This window comes from Lysinibacillus sp. NPDC097162, from assembly GCF_044762185.1.
Lineage (GTDB): Bacteria > Bacillota > Bacilli > Bacillales_A > Planococcaceae > Lysinibacillus.
Map to the genome: position 1 here is coordinate 17,742 of NZ_JBIWDT010000012.1, position 19,036 is coordinate 36,777.

General features: G+C 37.9%; 19 protein-coding genes and 3 tRNA genes. 18 read left to right on the forward strand and 4 right to left on the reverse strand.

Annotation, left to right across the window (positions count from 1 at the left end):
* Positions 1 to 139: 139 nt before the first annotated feature.
* The 18 genes from ispE (at position 140) to ACIQXW_RS23900 (ending at position 17,985) form a co-directional block, all read left to right on the forward strand.
* Entirely contained in the window at positions 140 to 1,006 is an 867-nt protein-coding gene (gene ispE, locus ACIQXW_RS23815; protein ID WP_340821452.1) for a 4-(cytidine 5'-diphospho)-2-C-methyl-D-erythritol kinase, read from the forward strand.
* A gap of 56 nt (positions 1,007 to 1,062) precedes the next feature.
* Complete coding sequence (purR, locus tag ACIQXW_RS23820) at positions 1,063 to 1,890, forward strand: pur operon repressor (protein WP_340821451.1); 828 nt, start codon at positions 1,063 to 1,065, stop codon at positions 1,888 to 1,890.
* Between the two features lie 3 nt (positions 1,891 to 1,893).
* The gene (locus ACIQXW_RS23825; protein WP_340821450.1) at positions 1,894 to 2,268 is read left to right on the forward strand and encodes a RidA family protein; all 375 of its coding nucleotides are present in this window, start codon (positions 1,894 to 1,896) and stop codon (positions 2,266 to 2,268) included.
* Positions 2,269 to 2,967: 699 nt separating this feature from the next.
* Entirely contained in the window at positions 2,968 to 3,270 is a 303-nt protein-coding gene (gene spoVG / locus ACIQXW_RS23830; protein WP_340821449.1) for a septation regulator SpoVG, read from the forward strand.
* Positions 3,271 to 3,542: 272 nt separating this feature from the next.
* The gene (gene glmU, locus ACIQXW_RS23835; protein WP_402766255.1) at positions 3,543 to 4,913 is read left to right on the forward strand and encodes a bifunctional UDP-N-acetylglucosamine diphosphorylase/glucosamine-1-phosphate N-acetyltransferase GlmU; all 1,371 of its coding nucleotides are present in this window, start codon (positions 3,543 to 3,545) and stop codon (positions 4,911 to 4,913) included.
* Positions 4,914 to 4,937: 24 nt separating this feature from the next.
* A complete protein-coding gene (locus tag ACIQXW_RS23840) occupies positions 4,938 to 5,897 on the forward strand; it encodes a ribose-phosphate diphosphokinase (RefSeq protein WP_340821447.1) in 960 nt (319 codons plus the stop codon).
* Positions 5,898 to 6,210: 313 nt separating this feature from the next.
* Complete coding sequence (locus ACIQXW_RS23845) at positions 6,211 to 6,801, forward strand: 50S ribosomal protein L25/general stress protein Ctc (RefSeq protein WP_340821445.1); 591 nt, start codon at positions 6,211 to 6,213, stop codon at positions 6,799 to 6,801.
* 214 nt (positions 6,802 to 7,015) lie between these two features.
* Positions 7,016 to 7,579 carry an aminoacyl-tRNA hydrolase gene (pth, locus tag ACIQXW_RS23850; protein ID WP_402766260.1) on the forward strand — a complete coding sequence of 188 codons (564 nt, stop codon included), beginning with the start codon at positions 7,016 to 7,018 and terminating at the stop codon, positions 7,577 to 7,579.
* A gap of 60 nt (positions 7,580 to 7,639) precedes the next feature.
* Complete coding sequence (locus tag ACIQXW_RS23855) at positions 7,640 to 7,867, forward strand: anti-sigma-F factor Fin (RefSeq protein WP_228134495.1); 228 nt, start codon at positions 7,640 to 7,642, stop codon at positions 7,865 to 7,867.
* 278 nt (positions 7,868 to 8,145) lie between these two features.
* The gene (gene mfd / locus ACIQXW_RS23860; RefSeq protein ID WP_402766263.1) at positions 8,146 to 11,658 is read left to right on the forward strand and encodes a transcription-repair coupling factor; all 3,513 of its coding nucleotides are present in this window, start codon (positions 8,146 to 8,148) and stop codon (positions 11,656 to 11,658) included.
* A gap of 187 nt (positions 11,659 to 11,845) precedes the next feature.
* The gene (gene spoVT, locus ACIQXW_RS23865; protein ID WP_107896456.1) at positions 11,846 to 12,382 is read left to right on the forward strand and encodes a stage V sporulation protein T; all 537 of its coding nucleotides are present in this window, start codon (positions 11,846 to 11,848) and stop codon (positions 12,380 to 12,382) included.
* A gap of 161 nt (positions 12,383 to 12,543) precedes the next feature.
* On the forward strand, positions 12,544 to 14,163 hold the full coding sequence (locus tag ACIQXW_RS23870) for a putative polysaccharide biosynthesis protein (RefSeq protein ID WP_340821442.1): 1,620 nt from the start codon (positions 12,544 to 12,546) through the stop codon (positions 14,161 to 14,163).
* A 9-nt stretch (positions 14,164 to 14,172) separates the two neighbouring features.
* On the forward strand, positions 14,173 to 15,633 hold the full coding sequence (gene yabN / locus ACIQXW_RS23875; RefSeq protein ID WP_402766267.1) for a bifunctional methyltransferase/pyrophosphohydrolase YabN: 1,461 nt from the start codon (positions 14,173 to 14,175) through the stop codon (positions 15,631 to 15,633).
* A gap of 4 nt (positions 15,634 to 15,637) precedes the next feature.
* Positions 15,638 to 15,928: an RNA-binding S4 domain-containing protein gene (locus ACIQXW_RS23880; RefSeq protein WP_228134262.1), complete on the forward strand. Its 291-nt coding sequence runs from the start codon at positions 15,638 to 15,640 to the stop codon at positions 15,926 to 15,928.
* Positions 15,929 to 16,213: 285 nt separating this feature from the next.
* A complete protein-coding gene (yabP, locus tag ACIQXW_RS23885; RefSeq protein ID WP_004229167.1) occupies positions 16,214 to 16,513 on the forward strand; it encodes a sporulation protein YabP in 300 nt (99 codons plus the stop codon).
* Positions 16,510 to 17,001: a spore cortex biosynthesis protein YabQ gene (yabQ, locus tag ACIQXW_RS23890; RefSeq protein ID WP_340821440.1), complete on the forward strand. Its 492-nt coding sequence runs from the start codon at positions 16,510 to 16,512 to the stop codon at positions 16,999 to 17,001. The genes yabP and yabQ overlap by 4 nt, the downstream gene beginning before the upstream one ends.
* Positions 17,002 to 17,017: 16 nt before the next feature.
* Complete coding sequence (locus ACIQXW_RS23895; RefSeq protein WP_340821438.1) at positions 17,018 to 17,422, forward strand: FtsB family cell division protein; 405 nt, start codon at positions 17,018 to 17,020, stop codon at positions 17,420 to 17,422.
* A 134-nt stretch (positions 17,423 to 17,556) separates the two neighbouring features.
* A complete protein-coding gene (locus ACIQXW_RS23900; RefSeq protein WP_219363866.1) occupies positions 17,557 to 17,985 on the forward strand; it encodes a S1 domain-containing RNA-binding protein in 429 nt (142 codons plus the stop codon).
* 202 nt (positions 17,986 to 18,187) lie between these two features.
* Here ACIQXW_RS23900 and ACIQXW_RS23905 read toward each other — a convergent pair whose 3' ends face one another.
* From ACIQXW_RS23905 to ACIQXW_RS23920, 4 genes are all read right to left on the reverse strand, one after another.
* A complete protein-coding gene (locus tag ACIQXW_RS23905; protein WP_340821435.1) occupies positions 18,188 to 18,436 on the reverse strand; it encodes a hypothetical protein in 249 nt (82 codons plus the stop codon).
* A 152-nt stretch (positions 18,437 to 18,588) separates the two neighbouring features.
* A tRNA-Glu gene (locus ACIQXW_RS23910) sits at positions 18,589 to 18,660 on the reverse strand.
* Between the two features lie 5 nt (positions 18,661 to 18,665).
* A tRNA-Met gene (locus ACIQXW_RS23915) sits at positions 18,666 to 18,742 on the reverse strand.
* A gap of 10 nt (positions 18,743 to 18,752) precedes the next feature.
* Positions 18,753 to 18,827, reverse strand: a tRNA-Gly gene (locus ACIQXW_RS23920).
* Positions 18,828 to 19,036 lie beyond the last annotated feature (209 nt).

The following is a 19,036-nucleotide window of genomic DNA, read 5'->3' on the forward strand; positions in this document are numbered from 1 at the left end:
AAAACAACTGACGAGAGAGAACCGTTTTTATAACGGTTCTTTTTTCAGTTTGCTTTCTCATTATGGTAAAATAAAATGAATTATCTTGCGCGAAAAACGAACGGCTGTTTATGCGTGTAGTTATGAGGGAGGAAGTAAGATGCTTTATGTAAAGGCGCCTGCAAAAATTAATTTAACATTAGATGTTCTTTATAAACGACCAGATAATTATCACGAAGTGGAGATGGTCATGACGACTGTCGATTTGGCAGATCGCATTAGCTTAGAATCTCGAGAAGATGGAGTAATTGAAATTATTTCAACGGATAATTTCGTACCAAATGATCACCGCAATTTTGCTTATCAAGCAGCGCGTCTTATAAAAGATACATACGGCATTAGACAAGGTGTATCCATTACAATTGAAAAAGAAATACCGATTGCAGCAGGTCTTGCAGGAGGCAGTAGCGATGCAGCGGCAACGCTAAAAGGTTTAAATGAGCTTTGGAATTTAAAACTATCAATAGACGAGCTAGCGGAGCTTGGTGCTAAAATCGGTTCAGACGTTTCTTTTTGTGTATACGGAGGTACTGCACTAGCAACTGGGCGAGGGGAGAAAATTCAGGAATTACCTGCACCGCCAAGTTGTTGGGTCGTGTTAGCTAAGCCTAAAATTGGGGTGTCAACAGCAGAAGTATATGGTGGCTTAAAGGTTGAAGGGCTTGAGCATCCTAATACAAAGCAAATGATCCAAGCAATTGAAACAGAAAGTTATGAGCTACTATGTGCATCTTTAGGAAATGTTTTGGAAACTGTAACATTTAAGCTACATCCTGAAGTTATTATGTTAAAAGAACAGATGAAACGTTTTGGCGCAGATGCGACGTTAATGAGCGGAAGCGGTCCAACGGTCTTTGGTCTCGTGGATACTGAGGCGAGAGTGAGCAGAATTTACAATGGCTTACGAGGTTTTTGTGAAGAAGTATATGCTGTGCGCATATTAGGGGAGCGTAATACGCTTGCTTAAAAACGCATAATTGTGTTAATTTTACCTATAAATATTCGTGTTTAGGAGAGGGTCGCATGAAATGGAAGCGTAGTGAACGACTAGTTGATATGACGTACTATTTACTAGAACATCCACATCAGCTGATCCCGCTAACTTATTTTTCAGAATTATATCAATCCGCAAAGTCTTCGATCAGTGAAGATTTAACGATTGTTAAAGAAACTTTCGAAGAAAAAGGAATCGGGTTATTGATAACAGTGCCAGGAGCAGCAGGTGGTGTGAAGTATATTCCTAAAATGTCCGAAGAGGAAGTTCGTTTAGTCATCCAGGATTTAAAAGCTGAGCTTGAACATTCAGATCGTTTGTTACCTGGTGGCTATTTATTTATGACGGATTTATTGGGCAATCCAGATTTAATTAATCGAGTTGGGAAGGTTTTTGCATCTGCATTTGCTGACCAGCAAATCGATGTTATTATGACAGTAGCAACAAAGGGGATATCTATTGCCCATGCCATTGCAAGGCATTTAAATGTTCCAGTTGTTGTCGTTCGTAGAGATAGCAAAGTAACAGAAGGCTCTACAGTTAGTATAAACTATGTATCTGGTTCTTCTCGAAGAATTCAGACAATGGTATTATCTAAAAGAAGCATGAAGAGTGGACAGCGTGTACTTATTACCGATGACTTTATGAAAGTCGGTGGTACGATGAACGGCATGAAGAATCTATTAGAAGAGTTTGACTGTCAATTAGCAGGCATCGCTGTGCTAGTTGAGGCAGAGCATGCAGACGAAACTTTAGTAGATGATTACTATTCACTTGTAAAGCTTCATGAGGTCAATGAAAAAGATCGTACGATTGCATTAAGTGAAGGCAATTATTTTACAAAAAGGGAGAAATGACAAATGAATGTAGTATCTACAACGAATGCACCAGCAGCAATTGGACCGTATGCACAAGGAATGATCGTTAATGGGATGTTTTATAGTTCAGGTCAAATTCCATTAACGGCAGCAGGCGAATTAGTAGAGGGTGATATTGTCGCTCAAACACACCAAGTATTTGCTAATTTAAAGGCAGTACTAGAAGCTGCAGGCTCATCACTAGACAATGTAGTAAAAACAACAGTCTTTATGAAGGATATGAATGACTTTGTAGCTATGAATGAAGTATATGCAAGTCATTTTGGAGAGCATAAACCAGCTCGTTCAGCAGTGGAAGTAGCACGCTTACCAAAAGATGTGAAAGTAGAAATAGAAGTTATCGCAATCGTAAAATAAAAATTAGTAGCCCTTTAAAAGAACTTAAAGCTCTTTTAAAGGGCTTTTATTCTTTTATTATAGATTTATACTGCTATTGATTTACGGTGCATGTGGCGCCCTCTGCCTAGCACTCTGTAAGCCGCAACTGGCTAACGTGCGGTTTGTTGCGCATTACGTTGTGTGCTGTACTAAGCAGAAGTCACGTCGCGGCCTTTCACGCCAATCAACTGAACACGTTGGTAGCGTAATTCTAATTTAGGAGCATCAAAGAATAAAAAAAGAAAAAAGCCATCGAGTTGAACTTCTTGATGGCTTTTAAGAATACGCTAAAAGGTCATTTATAGGGCTTTTATTAACTAGCTTTAGCATATGCGTTCTAATTCTAAAAGAGGCGAATAAAAACTAAATATGCACTGATTTCAGTGTGGACTCAAACCTTTGCTGAAACAAGTTAAAGGATTCATTGAATGTCACAAATTTTTAGATGGACGTATCTAGTAGGCAAAAAGGTAGTCATTACGCCGTGTATTTAATTAGTTTTTAAAAATTTGACAAACAATTGTCAAATTTACCGTAAACTAGAGAAAATATTGTAACGAATTAAAAATGAAGTATTCAAATTTTTTAGAAAATTTGGTAGACTATGAAAAGGGAAATATTCGGTAATATGAATATAATATTTTCATTTAGGCATCTAAGATGAGAGGTGGTGAGAAAATGGAAGTTACTGATGTAAGATTACGTCATGTACAAACGGATGGTCGCATGCGTGCGATTGCTTCCATTACACTCGACAATGAGTTTGTGGTACATGATATCCGCGTTATTGATGGGAATACAGGCTTATTCGTCGCTATGCCGAGTAAACGAACACCAGATGGCGAATTTAGAGATATTGCGCATCCTATCAACTCAACGACACGTAACAAAATTCAAGAGATTATTTTAAATGCTTATCATAACTCTAGCAATGTGCCAGAGTCGGAACAAGCAGCTGAATTAGAAGGAATTGGCGTATAGTTTTATGAAAATAAATGCTCGTTTAAAGGTTATTTACAAATAAGTATCCTTTTGGCGGAAGAAAATAAAAGGAACTCTTCAATCATTGAGGAGTTCTTTTTATTTTTCAAAAAAGAGAAAAACAGCAAATTGTAGTGTATAGCTCATTACATTCGAGCATAAGGTGTGTTTGATTTAGGAATTCACCGTTTAGTCAATTCTACATGCCTTGAAAATAGATGAATTTTGCTATATAGTCATAAGAGAAAATGAGCGTATTGGAGGACTTACTGATGAGCAATATTTTTGCTGTCATTTTGGCTGCAGGTCAAGGTACACGTATGAAGTCCAAATTATATAAAGTGCTCCATCCAGTATGTGGGAAACCCATGGTACAGCATGTAGTGGATCACATTCAAACGTTAGATGTGAACCGCATCGTAACGGTTGTAGGACATGGTGCAGAAAAAGTAAAACAACAACTTGGAGATAAGAGCGAGTATGTTTTACAAGCTGAACAATTAGGTACAGCACATGCAGTACAACAAGCAGAGTCAATTTTAGGTAGCGAACAAGGAACAACATTAGTTGTTTGCGGTGATACGCCACTTATTCGCCCTGAAACGATGAAAGCTTTATTTGTGCATCATCAAGCAAAAAATGCAAAAGCAACAATTTTAACAGCTGTTGCAGAAAATCCAACTGGCTATGGTCGTATTTTACGTGGCGATGGTGGACAGGTGGAGCAAATTGTTGAACAAAAAGATGCAAGTGAAGAGCAGCAACGAGTAAAAGAAATTAATACTGGGACATATTGCTTCGATAATAAAGCATTATTTGAAACGTTAAAACTTGTGAAAAATGATAATGCACAGGGTGAGTTTTATTTACCTGATGTAATTGAAATTTTACAAAAACAAGGCGATATCGTTGAAGCTTATGTAACGGATGATTTTGAAGAAACACTCGGTGTGAATGACCGTGTGGCATTGTCACAAGCGGAAGAGTTAATGCGTGCGCGTATTAATGAGCGTCATATGCGTAATGGCGTGACAATCATTAACCCAAATGCTACGTACATTAGCTCAGATGCAGTAATTGGTCGTGATACAGTGATTCAACCAGGCTCTATGATTGAAGGAGCAACTGTAATTGGAGAAGATTGTTTAATCGGTCCAAATACACAAATTATCGATAGCCGTATTGGTGACCGTACTTCTGTGCATTCATCTGTTGTACGAGAAAGCACTGTAGCGGAAGATACAGCAATTGGACCGTTTGCACATATTCGTCCACTTTCTGATATCGGTAGCCATGTTAAAATCGGTAACTTTGTAGAAGTGAAAAAAAGTAAATTAGGTAACGACACAAAAGTATCTCATTTAAGCTATATTGGAGATGCTGAAATAGGTAATAACGTCAATGTTGGCTGTGGTTCTATTACAGTAAACTATGATGGGAAGAACAAGTTCCAAACAATTATTGAAGATGATGTATTTGTAGGATGTAATACTAACTTAGTAGCGCCAGTGAAAGTTGGAAAAGGTTCATTTATTGCAGCAGGATCTACAATTACAAAAGAAGTTCCTGAGGATGCACTAGCAATTGCGCGTGCAAGACAAGAAAACAAACCGAATTATGTAAGCAAATTAAATTCAAAATAATTATCAAATAAACAGGAGGCCATCATGCCGTATCAATATGCAAACTCACAATTAAAAATATTTTCACTCAATTCTAATAACCCACTAGCCCAAGAAATTGCGCAAGAAATGGGAGTTGAATTAGGGAAATCTTCAGTTAAGCACTTTAGCGATGGAGAGATTCAAATTAGTATTGAAGAAAGTATTCGTGGTTGTGATGTGTTTATCGTGCAGTCTACTTCTGCACCTGTAAACGAACATTTAATGGAGCTTTTAATTATGGTAGATGCTGTGAAACGCGCATCTGCTCGTACAGTTAACGTTGTAATGCCTTATTATGGTTATGCTCGTCAAGACCGTAAAGCAAAAGCGCGTGAGCCAATTACAGCTAAATTAGTGGCAAACTTACTTGAAACGGCTGGTGCAACACGTGTTATCGTTTTAGACTTACACGCACCACAAATCCAAGGTTTCTTCGATATTTTAATTGACCACTTAATGGCGGTACCTTTACTTTCTGATTACTTCAAATCTAAAGGTATTCCTTCTGAGGAAATCGTAATTGTTTCACCTGACCACGGTGGAGTAACGCGTGCGCGTAAAATGGCAGAACGTTTAAAAGCACCGATTGCAATTATTGACAAACGCCGTCCAAAACCAAATGTTGCGGAAGTGATGAATATCGTTGGTAATGTTGATGGTAAAGTGGCAATCTTGATTGATGATATTATCGATACTGCAGGTACAATTACAATTGGCGCTGACGCTTTACGTGCTGCTGGTGCAAAAGAAGTATATGCTTGCTGCTCACACCCAGTACTATCAGGTCCAGCAATCGAGCGTATTGAAAACTCTGCGATTAAAGAATTAGTAGTAACAAATACAATTCAACTTTCTGAAGAGAAAAAATCACCAAAAATTACAGAGCTTTCAGTAGCTAAATTAATGGCAGATGCAATTTCTCGTGTATACGAAAACAAATCAGTAAGTACTTTATTCGATTAATTTTAATTAGAATAAATATATATTTGATATAGCATAATGTGTGACAAAAAAAGGACAAATCTACATTTATGAGTAGATTTGTCCTTTTTGTATAGCTATTAAGTTTGAATATTCAAATTAGAGGGTATAATAGTATTTGTTACTGTGTAATATTTACGCTCTTTCGAAAAGAGAGATAAATATTATAAAAGCCTTTAGCGGCTGTCATAAACTAATAACAGAAGAAATAGCGTTTTTTATATTGAATTCTGTAATTGGTATATGGCATCAGTGTTAAGGCATAAATAATTTTCTTGGAAGGGGAAGGTATAGTATGAGTACAGTCTTAAGTGTAAATAAGCGCGAAGCTGGGCATCGTTCGACATTAACCCAACTTAGAAAAGGGGGAGCCATTCCTGCAGTTATTTATGGCTACAAACTAGATTCAACCCCAATTTCTATTTCAGCGAAAGAATTTAGACAGTTTGTTCAAAAGAACGGGCGTAATGGTGTCATTCCGGTGGAGTTAGATGGTGAAAGGGTAAATGTCGTTGTATCAGAAGTACAAAGATGTACACTGAAAGATGAAGTGAATCATGTAGATTTTTTAGCAATTAATATGTCTGAAGAATTAGAAGTAGACGTAGCGGTAACACTTGTTGGAGAATCAGCTGGTGTAGGCGAAGGTGGCATTTTAATGCAGCCGAATTTGGAAGTTAAAATAAAAGTTAAACCTACTGATATTCCAGAAACATTAGAAATTGATATTACGAAACTAGCAATTGGAGAAACTATTATGGTAGCGGATATTCGCGATCATGTAGATTTTGAAATTGTGAACGAAGATGATCATATTTTAGTAACAATTATGGCGCCAACAGTTTCTGCAGACGATACTGAAGTTGAAGAAAGCGTTGAGTCATAAGATTAAATGTATGTTTGAAGGGAAGGCTATCGAGGAAGTCGTAAAAGACGGACTTGATAGCTTTTTTTGTTGTCGTAAAAATGAACAGTTTTTACGACGGACCGATAAATTTTTATCATACATATATTTGTTCATAACGGGGATGAACGAAATGTTTTCTTATAGCTCAGTATGGTAAAATAATGACTATTAGATTGAAAGAAGTGAGGTACTTATGAAAATTATCGTTGGTTTAGGAAATCCTGGTAAACCTTATGAGCATACAAGACATAATATTGGGTTTGATGTAATTGATGCATTAGCTAGAAAGTGGGATGCACCATTAGCAACTTCAAAATTCAATGGCATGTATGCGACAGTACATCGTCCTGAAGGCAAGGTTCTACTTGTTAAGCCTTTAACATATATGAACTTATCAGGTGAATGCGTTAGACCTCTCATGGACTATTTTGATATTGATGTAAAAGATTTAATTGTAATCTATGATGATTTAGATTTAGAAACAGGAAAATTGCGTTTGCGTCAAAAAGGTAGTGCGGGTGGACATAACGGCATTAAATCTTTGATTCAACATTTAGGAACACAGGAATTTAATCGAATTCGTATTGGTGTAAGTCGTCCACCGGCTGACATGAAGGTAGCGGATTATGTGCTATCAAAGTTTTCTAAAGAAGACAATATTGTTATGGCAGATGCTATTGATAATAGTGTTAATGCAATAGAAGCGTCTCTTTCAAAACCATTTCTTGATGTGATGAGCCAATTTAACGGTGCATAATCTCTTTCCAAAATGTCTATACTTTAAGTAGTAAGTTGCTTAAAGGAGGATGATTTGGAGATGGCAATTCGCTACCGTTGTAGGCATTGTGAAGTAGAAATAGGAACACTACCATTTGATGCAGATGATACAATTCGAAAGTTGCATATTTTCGAATTAGGTGAGGCAGATGATTATGTTGAAAAGGATCAACATGGGCAAACGACTGTACACTGCATTTGTGAGCAATGTGAGGATTCGCTTAGACAATATCCAGATTATCACGCACTCAATAAATGGATTCAATAATGGAAGGATGCTTTGGCGCACATTGCGTGCGTTCAAAGCTTTTTCCGTTTTTATTTTTTGAAGTAGAAATATACGCTGCTTTCAATAGTAATGCAAGGATAATAAACATGATGTATAGTAGCGCATTATGTTTTCTAAACCGAGAGTTTAATGACTAGGACAATTACACAAAGGTGAACTTGATAATTAGACAAATGAAATGTGTAATATTGTACTAGATTGATAGTATGAGGCACATTGAATAATTAGAATTTTCGCGCTGAAAGGAGCTTTTGACTGTGGAAGTTTTACGACAGATTGTGTCGCAGGACAAACATATCACATCATTTTTACAGGAGATTCAGAGCGGCAATACAGCATCTCAGCTCATTACAGGTTTAACAGGAAGCGCACGGCCAATTATGGTCGATGCGTTATTTGACCATGTACAAAAACCAATTTATATTGTGTCACCCAATTTATTGCAGGCACAAAAAATGGCGGATGAGCTTGTAGGGTTATTAGGAGAGGAATATGTCCACTATTACCCAGCAGATGAGTTTATTGCTGCAGACTTATCAGTAGCCTCTCCGGAGCTTCGAGCAGAGCGTATCGCAACGCTTGATTGTCTAGCGAGAGGTGAAAAAGCCGTTTACATTATACCTATTGCTGGCTTGCGAAAAATGATGCCCCCGAAAGAACATTGGATACATTATTTTTTACAGACTGCCATAGGCGAGGAAGTACAAATAGAGGAATGGCTCCAAACGCTTGTAGCGATGGGATATGTCCGTAACTCAATGGTAACGACGCCTGGTGAATTTGCGTTGCGTGGAGGCATTTTAGATATATATCCTCCGTATTTAGAAGCACCTATTCGAATCGAGTTATTTGATACGGAAGTAGACTCGATTCGTACGTTTTCTGCAGATGATCAGCGTTCAATAGATAAATTACAAAAAGTTCGTATTTTACCTGCGTCAGAAGTAATTTTGACAAAGGAAGAACGAATAGCTTTAGCAGGTCGTTTAGAAATTGCATTAGCGACAAGCTTGAAAAAAGTAAAGAAACAGGAGACGAAAGAGCTTCTGTATCAACATATTCAATACGATATTGAACTGTTGCAACAAGGAAACCTCCCAGATTTCGTTAATAAATATGGCTCGTTGTTATATGATAAAACGGCATATTTAGGTGATTATTTTGCACAGGATGGCATCGTATTATTTGATGAGCTTGGCCGCATTCAAGAAGTAATGGATGCATGGGAGCGTGAAGAAGAAGAGTGGTTTTTATCACTGATTGAAGAGGGGAAAATGGTACACGATGTGAAGCCAGCCTTTTCTTTAAAGGAGATAATGGCTATGCTGTCACAGCAGAAGCTATATTTCTCATTATTTTCACGTACGTTTGCTGGTATTACCTTTAATAAGACAACTAATTTTTCATGTAAGCCGATGCAGCAATTCCACGGGCAAATGGCGTTATTACAAAATGAAGTTGAACGCTGGCAGCTCGGTAAATTTACAGTGCTTATCGTAGCTAGGGATAAAAACCGCGTGAAACGTGTACAGCAAATGCTTGAGGAATACGATATTCATGCAACGATTGGGGAGCCGACTGAGTCTGGTCTCTATATTGTAGAAGGCGGATTATCAAGCGGATTTGAATTGCCTTTGCAGCGTTTGGCAGTCGTAACAGAGGATGAATTATTTAAACAGCAAGCAAAGAAAAAATCACGCCCTCAAAAAATGACGAATGCAGAGCGTATTAAAAGCTATACAGAAATTAAGCCGGGCGACTATGTCGTGCACGTGCACCATGGGATTGGGAAATATATCGGTGTAGAAACACTAGTAGTCAATGGGACACATAAAGATTATTTGCACATACGATATCGCGCAGATGATAAATTATATGTGCCTGTGGAGCAAATCGATTTAATTCAAAAATATGTGGCATCTGAAGATCGCGAACCGAAGCTACATAAATTAGGTGGAGCGGAGTGGAAAAAAGCTAAAGCAAAGGTTTCCTCTGCCGTTCAAGATATTGCAGATGATTTAATTAAGCTCTATGCTAAGCGTGAAGCGGAAAAAGGGCATGCTTTTGCGCCTGATAATGATGATCAACGTAATTTTGAGACATCATTCCCTTATGAAGAAACAGAAGATCAGCTACGTTCGATTATTGAAGTAAAACGTGATATGGAACGAGAACGCCCAATGGATCGCCTAGTATGTGGCGACGTAGGATATGGCAAAACAGAAGTTGCCATTCGTGCGGCATTTAAAGCCATTCAAGATGGTAAGCAAGTTGCCTTCCTCGTGCCTACGACGATTTTAGCGCAGCAGCACTACGAGACAATCCGCGAGAGATTCCAGGATTTTGCAATTAATGTTGGTCTACTATCTCGCTTCCGCACGAAAAAAGAGCAAGTAGCGACATTAAAAGGTTTAAAAGACGGGCAAGTTGATATTGTAATAGGAACTCATCGAATTTTATCTAAAGATTTAACGTTCCAAGATCTTGGTCTACTCATTGTAGATGAGGAACAGCGCTTTGGTGTTACACATAAGGAAAAAATTAAACAGCTGAAAACAAATGTTGACGTGTTAACTTTAACAGCAACACCTATTCCAAGAACGCTGCATATGTCGATGGTTGGTGTACGTGATTTATCGGTTATTGAAACGCCTCCTGCAAACCGTTTCCCAGTGCAAACTTATGTTATGGAGCATAGCGGTGCACTAGTACGAGAAGCAATTGAGCGTGAAATGGCACGTGGTGGCCAAGTATTTTACTTATACAATCGAGTGGAAGATATGGCACGGAAGGTTGACGAGATTCAAACGCTTGTCCCTGAAGCGCGTATCGGACATGCACACGGTAAAATGACTGAATCACAATTAGAATCTGTCATTTTAGCATTTATTGAAGGGGATTATGATGTTCTTGTTACGACGACAATTATCGAGACTGGAGTAGATATTCCTAATGTCAACACGCTTATTGTCCATGACGCAGATCGAATGGGTTTAGCCCAACTGTATCAATTACGAGGTCGTGTAGGTCGATCAAATCGAGTAGCGTATGCCTACTTTATGTATCAGCGTGATAAAGTACTCACAGATGTAGCGGAGCAACGACTACAAGCTATTAAAGAGTTTACGGAGCTCGGATCTGGTTTTAAAATTGCGATGCGTGATTTATCGATTCGTGGAGCTGGTAATTTATTAGGTGCACAGCAACATGGCTTTATTGATTCTGTTGGCTTTGACTTGTACTCGCAAATGCTAGAAGAGGCCATTGCAGAACGACAAACTGGCGTGAAAAAAGAGGATAAGCCAGAGATAGAAATTTTACTGAACATCGATGCTTATATTCCTGATACGTATATTCCAGATGGCTATCAAAAAATTCAAATGTATAAACGCATTAAAGCGATGGACCAAGTGGATGAATACGAAGAAATTATTGAAGAATTGCAAGACCGTTTCGGTGATTTACCAATTGAAACAGAACGTTTACTGCGAATTGCACGGATGAAAATTTGGGGCTTAGAAATGGGCGTTTCCTCTATTAAAGAAAAGCAAAAGGTTATCTCTATTTTGATATCTGAAGAGGGTTCTGCAAAAGTAGATGGTAGTAAAATTGTAACTGAAACGATGAAATTTGAGCGAGCTGTTGGCTTCGGTATGGATAGTATGCAGTTGATATTGACAATTGATGAGCGTAAATGCAATAAATACCATCATTTTGATATATTAGAAGAAATAATGCAGATTATTGCAAAATCGAAAAAAAATATGTGAAAAAAGGCTGAACTTGTTGACAAATTGGCAAGTTCAGCCTTATTGTATGAAAAGACAAATTTTTATTAAAAAAAATAATGTTGGATTCAAAATCCTTTTCGTTCATTTTTTGCATAGATTGTCTTGAGAAAAACCATACTATTGTTGTAGAAAAATTTTAATGAATACGAAAGCGAGGCAGTTTAGCATGAAAGCAACAGGAATTGTTCGTCGTATAGATGATTTAGGACGTGTGGTAATACCGAAAGAAATTCGTAGAACGCTACGTATTCGCGAAGGTGACCCGTTAGAAATTTATACGGACCGTGAAGGTGAAATCATTTTGAAAAAGTATTCTCCAATTAATGATTTAGGAGAATTCGCACGTGAGTATGTAGAAACATTGTATGAAACGCTAGGTACTCCAGCGTTTGTAACAGACCGAGACGAAGTAATCGCTGTTGCAGGGATTGGCAAGAAAGAATATATTAATCGCCGTATTACATCTTTTGCAGAAGGATTTATGGACGAACGCTCAACAAAAATTGAGAAAATGGAAACAACTATTGAAATTGTTCCTGGACAATATGAACAAGTTAAATCATATTGTGCAACACCAATCATGGTGAATGGTGATCCAATTGGTTGTATCATTGTTTTATCTAAAGTACATTTTGTTGGCGAAGTAGAAGTAAAAGTAGTGGAAACAGCTGCTAATTTCTTAGCAAAACAAATGAATAATTGATGAACATCGAAAGTTATTGTCATGACTCTTTTAGGGTGAACAATAACTTTTTTTGTATACATAATGCTGTACCGATAGCGGAGACAGTGTTAACGTGAGCGTCATACTTTTGAGGTATGCTATACTATTGGCATTGTTAAATGAAGGAAAGAGGACAATTTATGTCGGAAAGATTTGGTATGAAAAGTTACATGAAGGGCGCGGCATTACTAACCATTGCAGCCCTCATTGTGAAAGTTTTAAGCGCAATTTATCGTGTACCTTTTCAAAATCTAGTTGGTGACGAAGGATTTTACATTTATCAACAAGTGTATCCTGTAATATCCATCTTTGTAGTATGGACATCAAGCGGTTTTGCGGTAGCTATTTCAAAAATGCTTGCAGATAATGATTGTATTGTAGATGAGGAAGAACGTACACAGAAAAGACGAAGCATTATGCGGATTATTTTTCGTTATTTAACAGTACTTTCCTTTGTGTTTTTTGGTGTTTTATTTGCTGGGGCAGATGTACTTGCGAAAATGATGGGTGATGCTAATCTTGCGCTATTACTACGCACAGGATCTTTTATTGTATTAGTAATGCCTGCACTTGCTATTTTTAAGGGTGGCTTTCAATCGAGAGGGATTATGGAGCCAATTGCTTATGCACAAGTACTGGAGCAAACGGTAAGAGTTTCCGTTATATTAGCTGGTACGTTTATAATTATGACAACGACAAAGTCCCTCTATGGGGCAGGACAAATGGCTATTATTGGGACGGTCGTCGGAGAAGTAGTTGGCTTATTATTAATTGCGTTTCTTTTTAAAAAACGCTTTGGTTCTTTTATTGGCAAACAACAACAACGAATAGCAAGCTTTCCTGTGTTAAAAGAGGTGACATTGCTTAGTTTAAGTGTGAGTATGAGTAGCTTGTTATTGCTTGGCTATCAGCTTGTCGATTCATTTACTATTTTTTCGCTACTCATAGATAGCGGAATGGACGAGACATTAGCTAAGGAAACAAAAGGTATTTATGACCGCGGACAACCATTGGTGCAATTAGGGGTTGTCATTGCAGCATCATTATCGCTTGCTATTGTGCCACTTGTTGCACATATGTCTAACAAGCAAAATGGGCGCAGTGCGATGCCGTTTATACAGCTTACGTATAGGGCGTCCGTATTGTTTGGGTGGGCAGCTTCACTAGGGCTAATACTAGTCATGCCTTATATTAATGCAATGCTATTTAAAACAGATGCACTATCAGAAGTACTTATGTTATATGTTTTACAAATCGTACCGTTGTCAATTATTTTGACATTTACAGCTATTTTGCAAGGTTTTGGGAAATTAAAAATGCCAGCTCTGTTTTTATTTGTAGGTTTTTTATTAAAAGTGTTACTAAATGTCTTCACAATTGCACCGTTTGGTGTTCTAGGCGCTGCTGTTGCTAATAATGTGGGACTTTTGTTCACAGCATTAGCGCTCGTGTTGTACTTAAAGAAAATTACAGGCATCCAATTGGCACCTGCAAGCTTTTATCAAAAGCTTGGCATTGCCTCATTATGTATGTCAGTGGTAGTAATACTTTGGCTTCAATTTATCCCAGCTTTGTTAAATGGATTTTTATCTGAACGCCTTGTCGCTGTGGTTGCTGGCTTCAGTGCGGTTTGTATTGGCGCAATAGTGATGATTACTTGCATTGCAAAACTACGAGTACTTGCTGAAAAAGAATGGTATTTACTACCCTTTGGTCGTAGAATGGCTGTTTATCAACTATGGTTAAATAGAAAGAAGTAGGTGGAGTTATTGAATACATTAACGATAATTGGCCTTGGCGCTGGTGATTTCAATCAGTTGCAAATGGGCGTTTATAAAAAATTAATAGCGGCAAAGAAGTTGTTTGTTAGGACGGTTGATCACCCTGTATTAGAGGAGTTAGCTAACGAAGGCTTACAATTTGAAAGCTTTGACACTGTATATGAGAAGCATAGTACATTCCAGCCGGTGTATGAAGAAATTGCGCAAAGATTAATCGAGGCTACTGCAATGGGAGACGTGATGTACGCTGTACCTGGTCATCCGCTAGTTGCAGAGCAAACGGTGCAGCTTCTTATTCGAGCAGCGCAAGAAGAAAAGGTCAATGTAGTAATAGAAGGTGGTCAGAGCTTTTTAGACCCTATTTTTGGTGCCTTAAAAATTGACCCAATTGAGGGCTTTCAATTACTTGATGGCACAAGCTTTTCGATGCATGACATTAATATGCGCCAGCACATTTTAATTGCACAAGTGTATGATACATTCAGCGCGTCGGAAGTGAAGCTGACATTGATGGAGAAATATGATGATGAATATCCAGTAACGGTCGTTACAGCAGCGGGATCCTCTCAAGAAAAGCTAGTGACCGTTCCGCTATATGAGCTTGACCAAAGTGTTGAGGTAAATAATTTAACAACGGTTTATGTACCTCCTGTGACTTCTCAAGAGGAAGCATTACGTGATTGGGCAACTTTCCGCCAAATTATTGCTACTTTGCGTGGACCAAATGGGTGTCCGTGGGATCAAAAGCAAACACATGAATCGTTAAAGAAATATTTACTAGAGGAAGCACATGAATATTTAGCCGCTGTAGATGCAGAAGATGATTTTGCGATGATTGAAGAGCTTGGGGATGTGTTATTACAAGTATTTCTACATGCGCAAATTGGAGAAGATCAAGGCTACTTCACATTAGAGGACGTTTTAGCTTCAATTAGCGAGAAAATGATTCGTCGTCATCCTCATGTATTTGGAGATGTCACAGTTGAAGATGCTGATGGTGTCATTGCCAATTGGGAAGCAATCAAGGCTGAAGAAAAAGGGATTAGTGGCAAGCCGTTATTGGAAGAGGAATATCGAGCGTCATCTGCACTGCAAACAGCGTACAATTATCAAAAAAGGGCAGCTAAAGTTGGTTTTGATTGGCCAGATGTAGATGGCGCATGGGATAAGTTTGCAGAAGAGTGGCAGGAATTCCGTCATGAAGTGGCGAAAGGGTCTAATATGACGCGTCTCGATGAATTTGGGGATGTGTTATTTACGCTCGTTAATTTAGCTCGCTTTTACAAGCTATCACCCGAAGAGGCCATGTTGCATGCAAATGAGAAGTTTGCAAGACGCTTTGGCTATGTTGAAGCGAAAGTAAAAGCTAGTGGTAAGCCATTTTCAGATTATACACTGGAACAATTAGATGCTTTTTGGCATGAAGCAAAGCAACTTGAGAAGGAGTAATAATATGCGATTAGATAAATATTTAAAAGTTTCACGATTAATAAAACGACGTACGTTAGCAAAAGAAGTCGCTGACCAAGGTCGTATCACGATTAATAGTAAAGTAGCGAAGGCTAGTAGTAGTGTGAAGGCTGGCGATGAACTAGCTATTCGTTTTGGCCAAAAAATTGTCACAGCTCGCGTGGAAGAGTTACGTGATACTGTAAAAAAAGAAGATGCAGCAAAGATGTTTACAATATTAAAAGAAGAGCGTCTTGAAAAGGTTGAGCCTGAATTTATTGATGACGAAGACTAATTTTCACTTTGTTTCAGCAGAAGTTCACTATGGGGATAAACGCCAATACGGATTTCTTAGGGTTTAAATGCTGGCTGAACCAAGTTAAAGATTCCTGCAGATGTTTCAAATTTTAATTGTGCTCGAAAAAATCTGAGCGCAATTATACTGAGTTGTAATTGATTTGCTAGTAACGTTAAAAATTTTTTCTTAATAAAAGTAAGGCAACTTTCATAAAGTTTGTCATGCTTTTAAGGTTGTCCGCATAAAGTGAACAGAAGCTAGGACGACTAAAGGAGGAAAAAAATGACGCTACATCAAGAAAGTAATCGTTACACAATTCCATCTGGAGAACATATTTTAACGATTCGTAATCGTAAAAGAATGGACATGACTTCTGTAAAATCAATTGAACGCTTTGATCAGGAAGAGTTTTTTATTAAGACGTCCCAAGGGCATTTATTGATTCGTGGAGAGGAACTGCATATCGTTCACTTAGATGTTGACAAAGGGTTATTGACGCTTGAAGGAACTGTAAAAACCTTGCAGTATGACGAGGAGGAAAGTGGCTTCTCGAAAGGTTTCCTTCATAAATTGTTTGGATGATTGTTAGTCAGCAATTCGTTCAGCTATTAGTCATGGTTGTGAGCGGTATCGCAGTTGGATTTATTATTGATAGTGTAAGGCTCATTGTTTTTTCAACTCCAAAAAGGTCAAGCCTCCGAAAGTGGATGATGGTTTTAGAATTGTTGACTTGGATTCTGCTCGGAGGGTTAACGTATTATTTATTGTTTTGGTTAAAAGATGGCGCATGGCGGGCTTACGACCCGCTTGCGCAGATTGCTGGTATATTTTTATATCAAACCTTTTTTCAAACCTTTTTACGTTTCATTGCACGTATAATAGTGAATATAACATGGAAACCATTTTGGTTTATCGTACGTTTAATAATCGCTATTATTCGACAAATCCTACACATATTAATGAAAATTGGTGCATTCGTCTTAAGACCTTTTGTCAAAATTTATTCGTATTTGTCCTACACTTTATTAAAAAAATTTCGATATATCAAGTATAATAAAAGACAACAATAACTTCGGAGGTGCGGGCATGACTAAACGTCATTCATCAAAAGATGAACAACAAAACTACACAAAGCTTGATAATGACTATGTCCGTAACACGGATAAAGCTATGAATCGTAAAGTGCAATCGCGTAAACGAAAAATGCGCCGTATTGTTTTTTTTGCGATTGTGCCAGTCGTCATTATCGCCTTCCTCATAAATATTCTAGTCCATCAATCTGAGACGCTAGCTGAAAAAGAAAAGAAAAAACAAGAGGCAACTCAGCATTTGGTAAAGGTAAAAGATGAGCAGGATTCGTTAAATCTTAAGATTAAACAATTAGAAGATGATGAGTATATTGCAAAGCTTTTACGCAAAGAGTACTTCCTATCAGAAGAAGGTGAAATTATTTTCATTATTCCTGATAAGGAAGATAAAAAAGACGACTGAAAAGCTATGTATTGTTGACACACTTTTTTAGTTATATATAATGAAAAGAGAAACTTATTGAAGTAAAAAGTTTGATTAAATTGATTACATGGCTCAAAAGAGTCGCTTAATTTTTAAGGAGGAGCATTTTTTTTATGTCAATTGAAGTAGGCAGCAAGGTACAAGGTAAAGTAACAGGAATCACAAATTTTGGAGCATTCGTTGAGCTGCCAGACGGCAAAACAGGCTTAGTACACATCAGTGAAGTTGCTGACAATTATGTAAAAGATATCAATGAGCATCTAAAAGTTGGAGATGAAGTTGAAGTAAAAGTGATGAATGTTGAAGCGGATGGAAAGATTGGTCTTTCAATCCGTAAAGCAAAGCCTCAAGTTGAGAGACCAGAGCGTCCTCAACGTCCGCGTCGTGACAATCGTTCTAATGATCGTAACGAACGCCATCAGCCGAAGGAAAACTTTGAGCAAAAAATGGCACGTTTCTTAAAAGATAGTGATGAACGTCTAGCAACATTAAAACGTGCTACAGAGTCAAAACGTGGTGGTCGCGGGGCTAGAAGAGGGTAGTTTGCTGACTGTTTTAATCGTAGAAAAAGTGTATTAAATAGAACGGGGATTAGCTTTTGCTTATAACAAAGGCTAATCTTTTTTGTTTGAAAGCACAAATTCGATATAGTAGCTAAAGGGCAGTTAGTATTACTGGAATTAAAAAACGTAATTTCATGTAGTTGAAATTACGTGGTGAAGTACGATTTTGGATAGGGCGTACCTATAAAGTTGAAGTCGGTCCTTTTTTCTTCTTTGGAGCTGACACAGGTTGCTCCGATGTTGTTTCAGGTGTCTTCTCTACAGGATTAGTCACCATTTTTACGAGTAAGTACACACCATATACGCTTATGATGAGACCTGCAAGAAGTAAGAAAATTTGAATGGCAAAGGGTAAGTTGATAAGTATTGATACGAGAATGATCATTGAGCCACTCCCGCATGTTAAAGCAGCTTTAGTTAATGAACCCAAAGACAGTGAACCTCCTAGTAACATGTGCATTTTATAATAAGTATGCCATATTTTGAGAAGGTAAGCATACTAAAATGCTAACGATACTTATTACTATGTCCGAAACAATAAAAAAACGTCTCAGATGTACATCTGAGACGTTTTTACATGTATGACCCCTACGGGATTCGAACCCGTGTTACCGCCGTGAAAGGGCGGTGTCTTAACCGCTTGACCAAGGGGCCAATTATGGTGGCGGCCGAGGGGATCGAACCCCCGACCTTACGGGTATGAACCGTACGCTCTAGCCAGCTGAGCTAGGCCGCCAAAATATTATTGGAGCGGAAGACGAGGTTCGAACTCGCGACCCCCACCTTGGCAAGGTGGTGTTCTACCACTGAACTACTTCCGCATGTCTTTTTAAAGGACAAGTTAAATAATACAATCCATTAAACAAAGTGTCAATATCTTTATAAAAAAAGTTTAATAAAAATCTAATAAAGTTGAAAAAACGTGTATTAGCTTAATGAAAAGACAAAGAAATGAATAATTTGAACGCGAAAATTGACATTAGTACCATAAATACAGTTAATAGTGGAATATTGCGAAAAATAATTACTG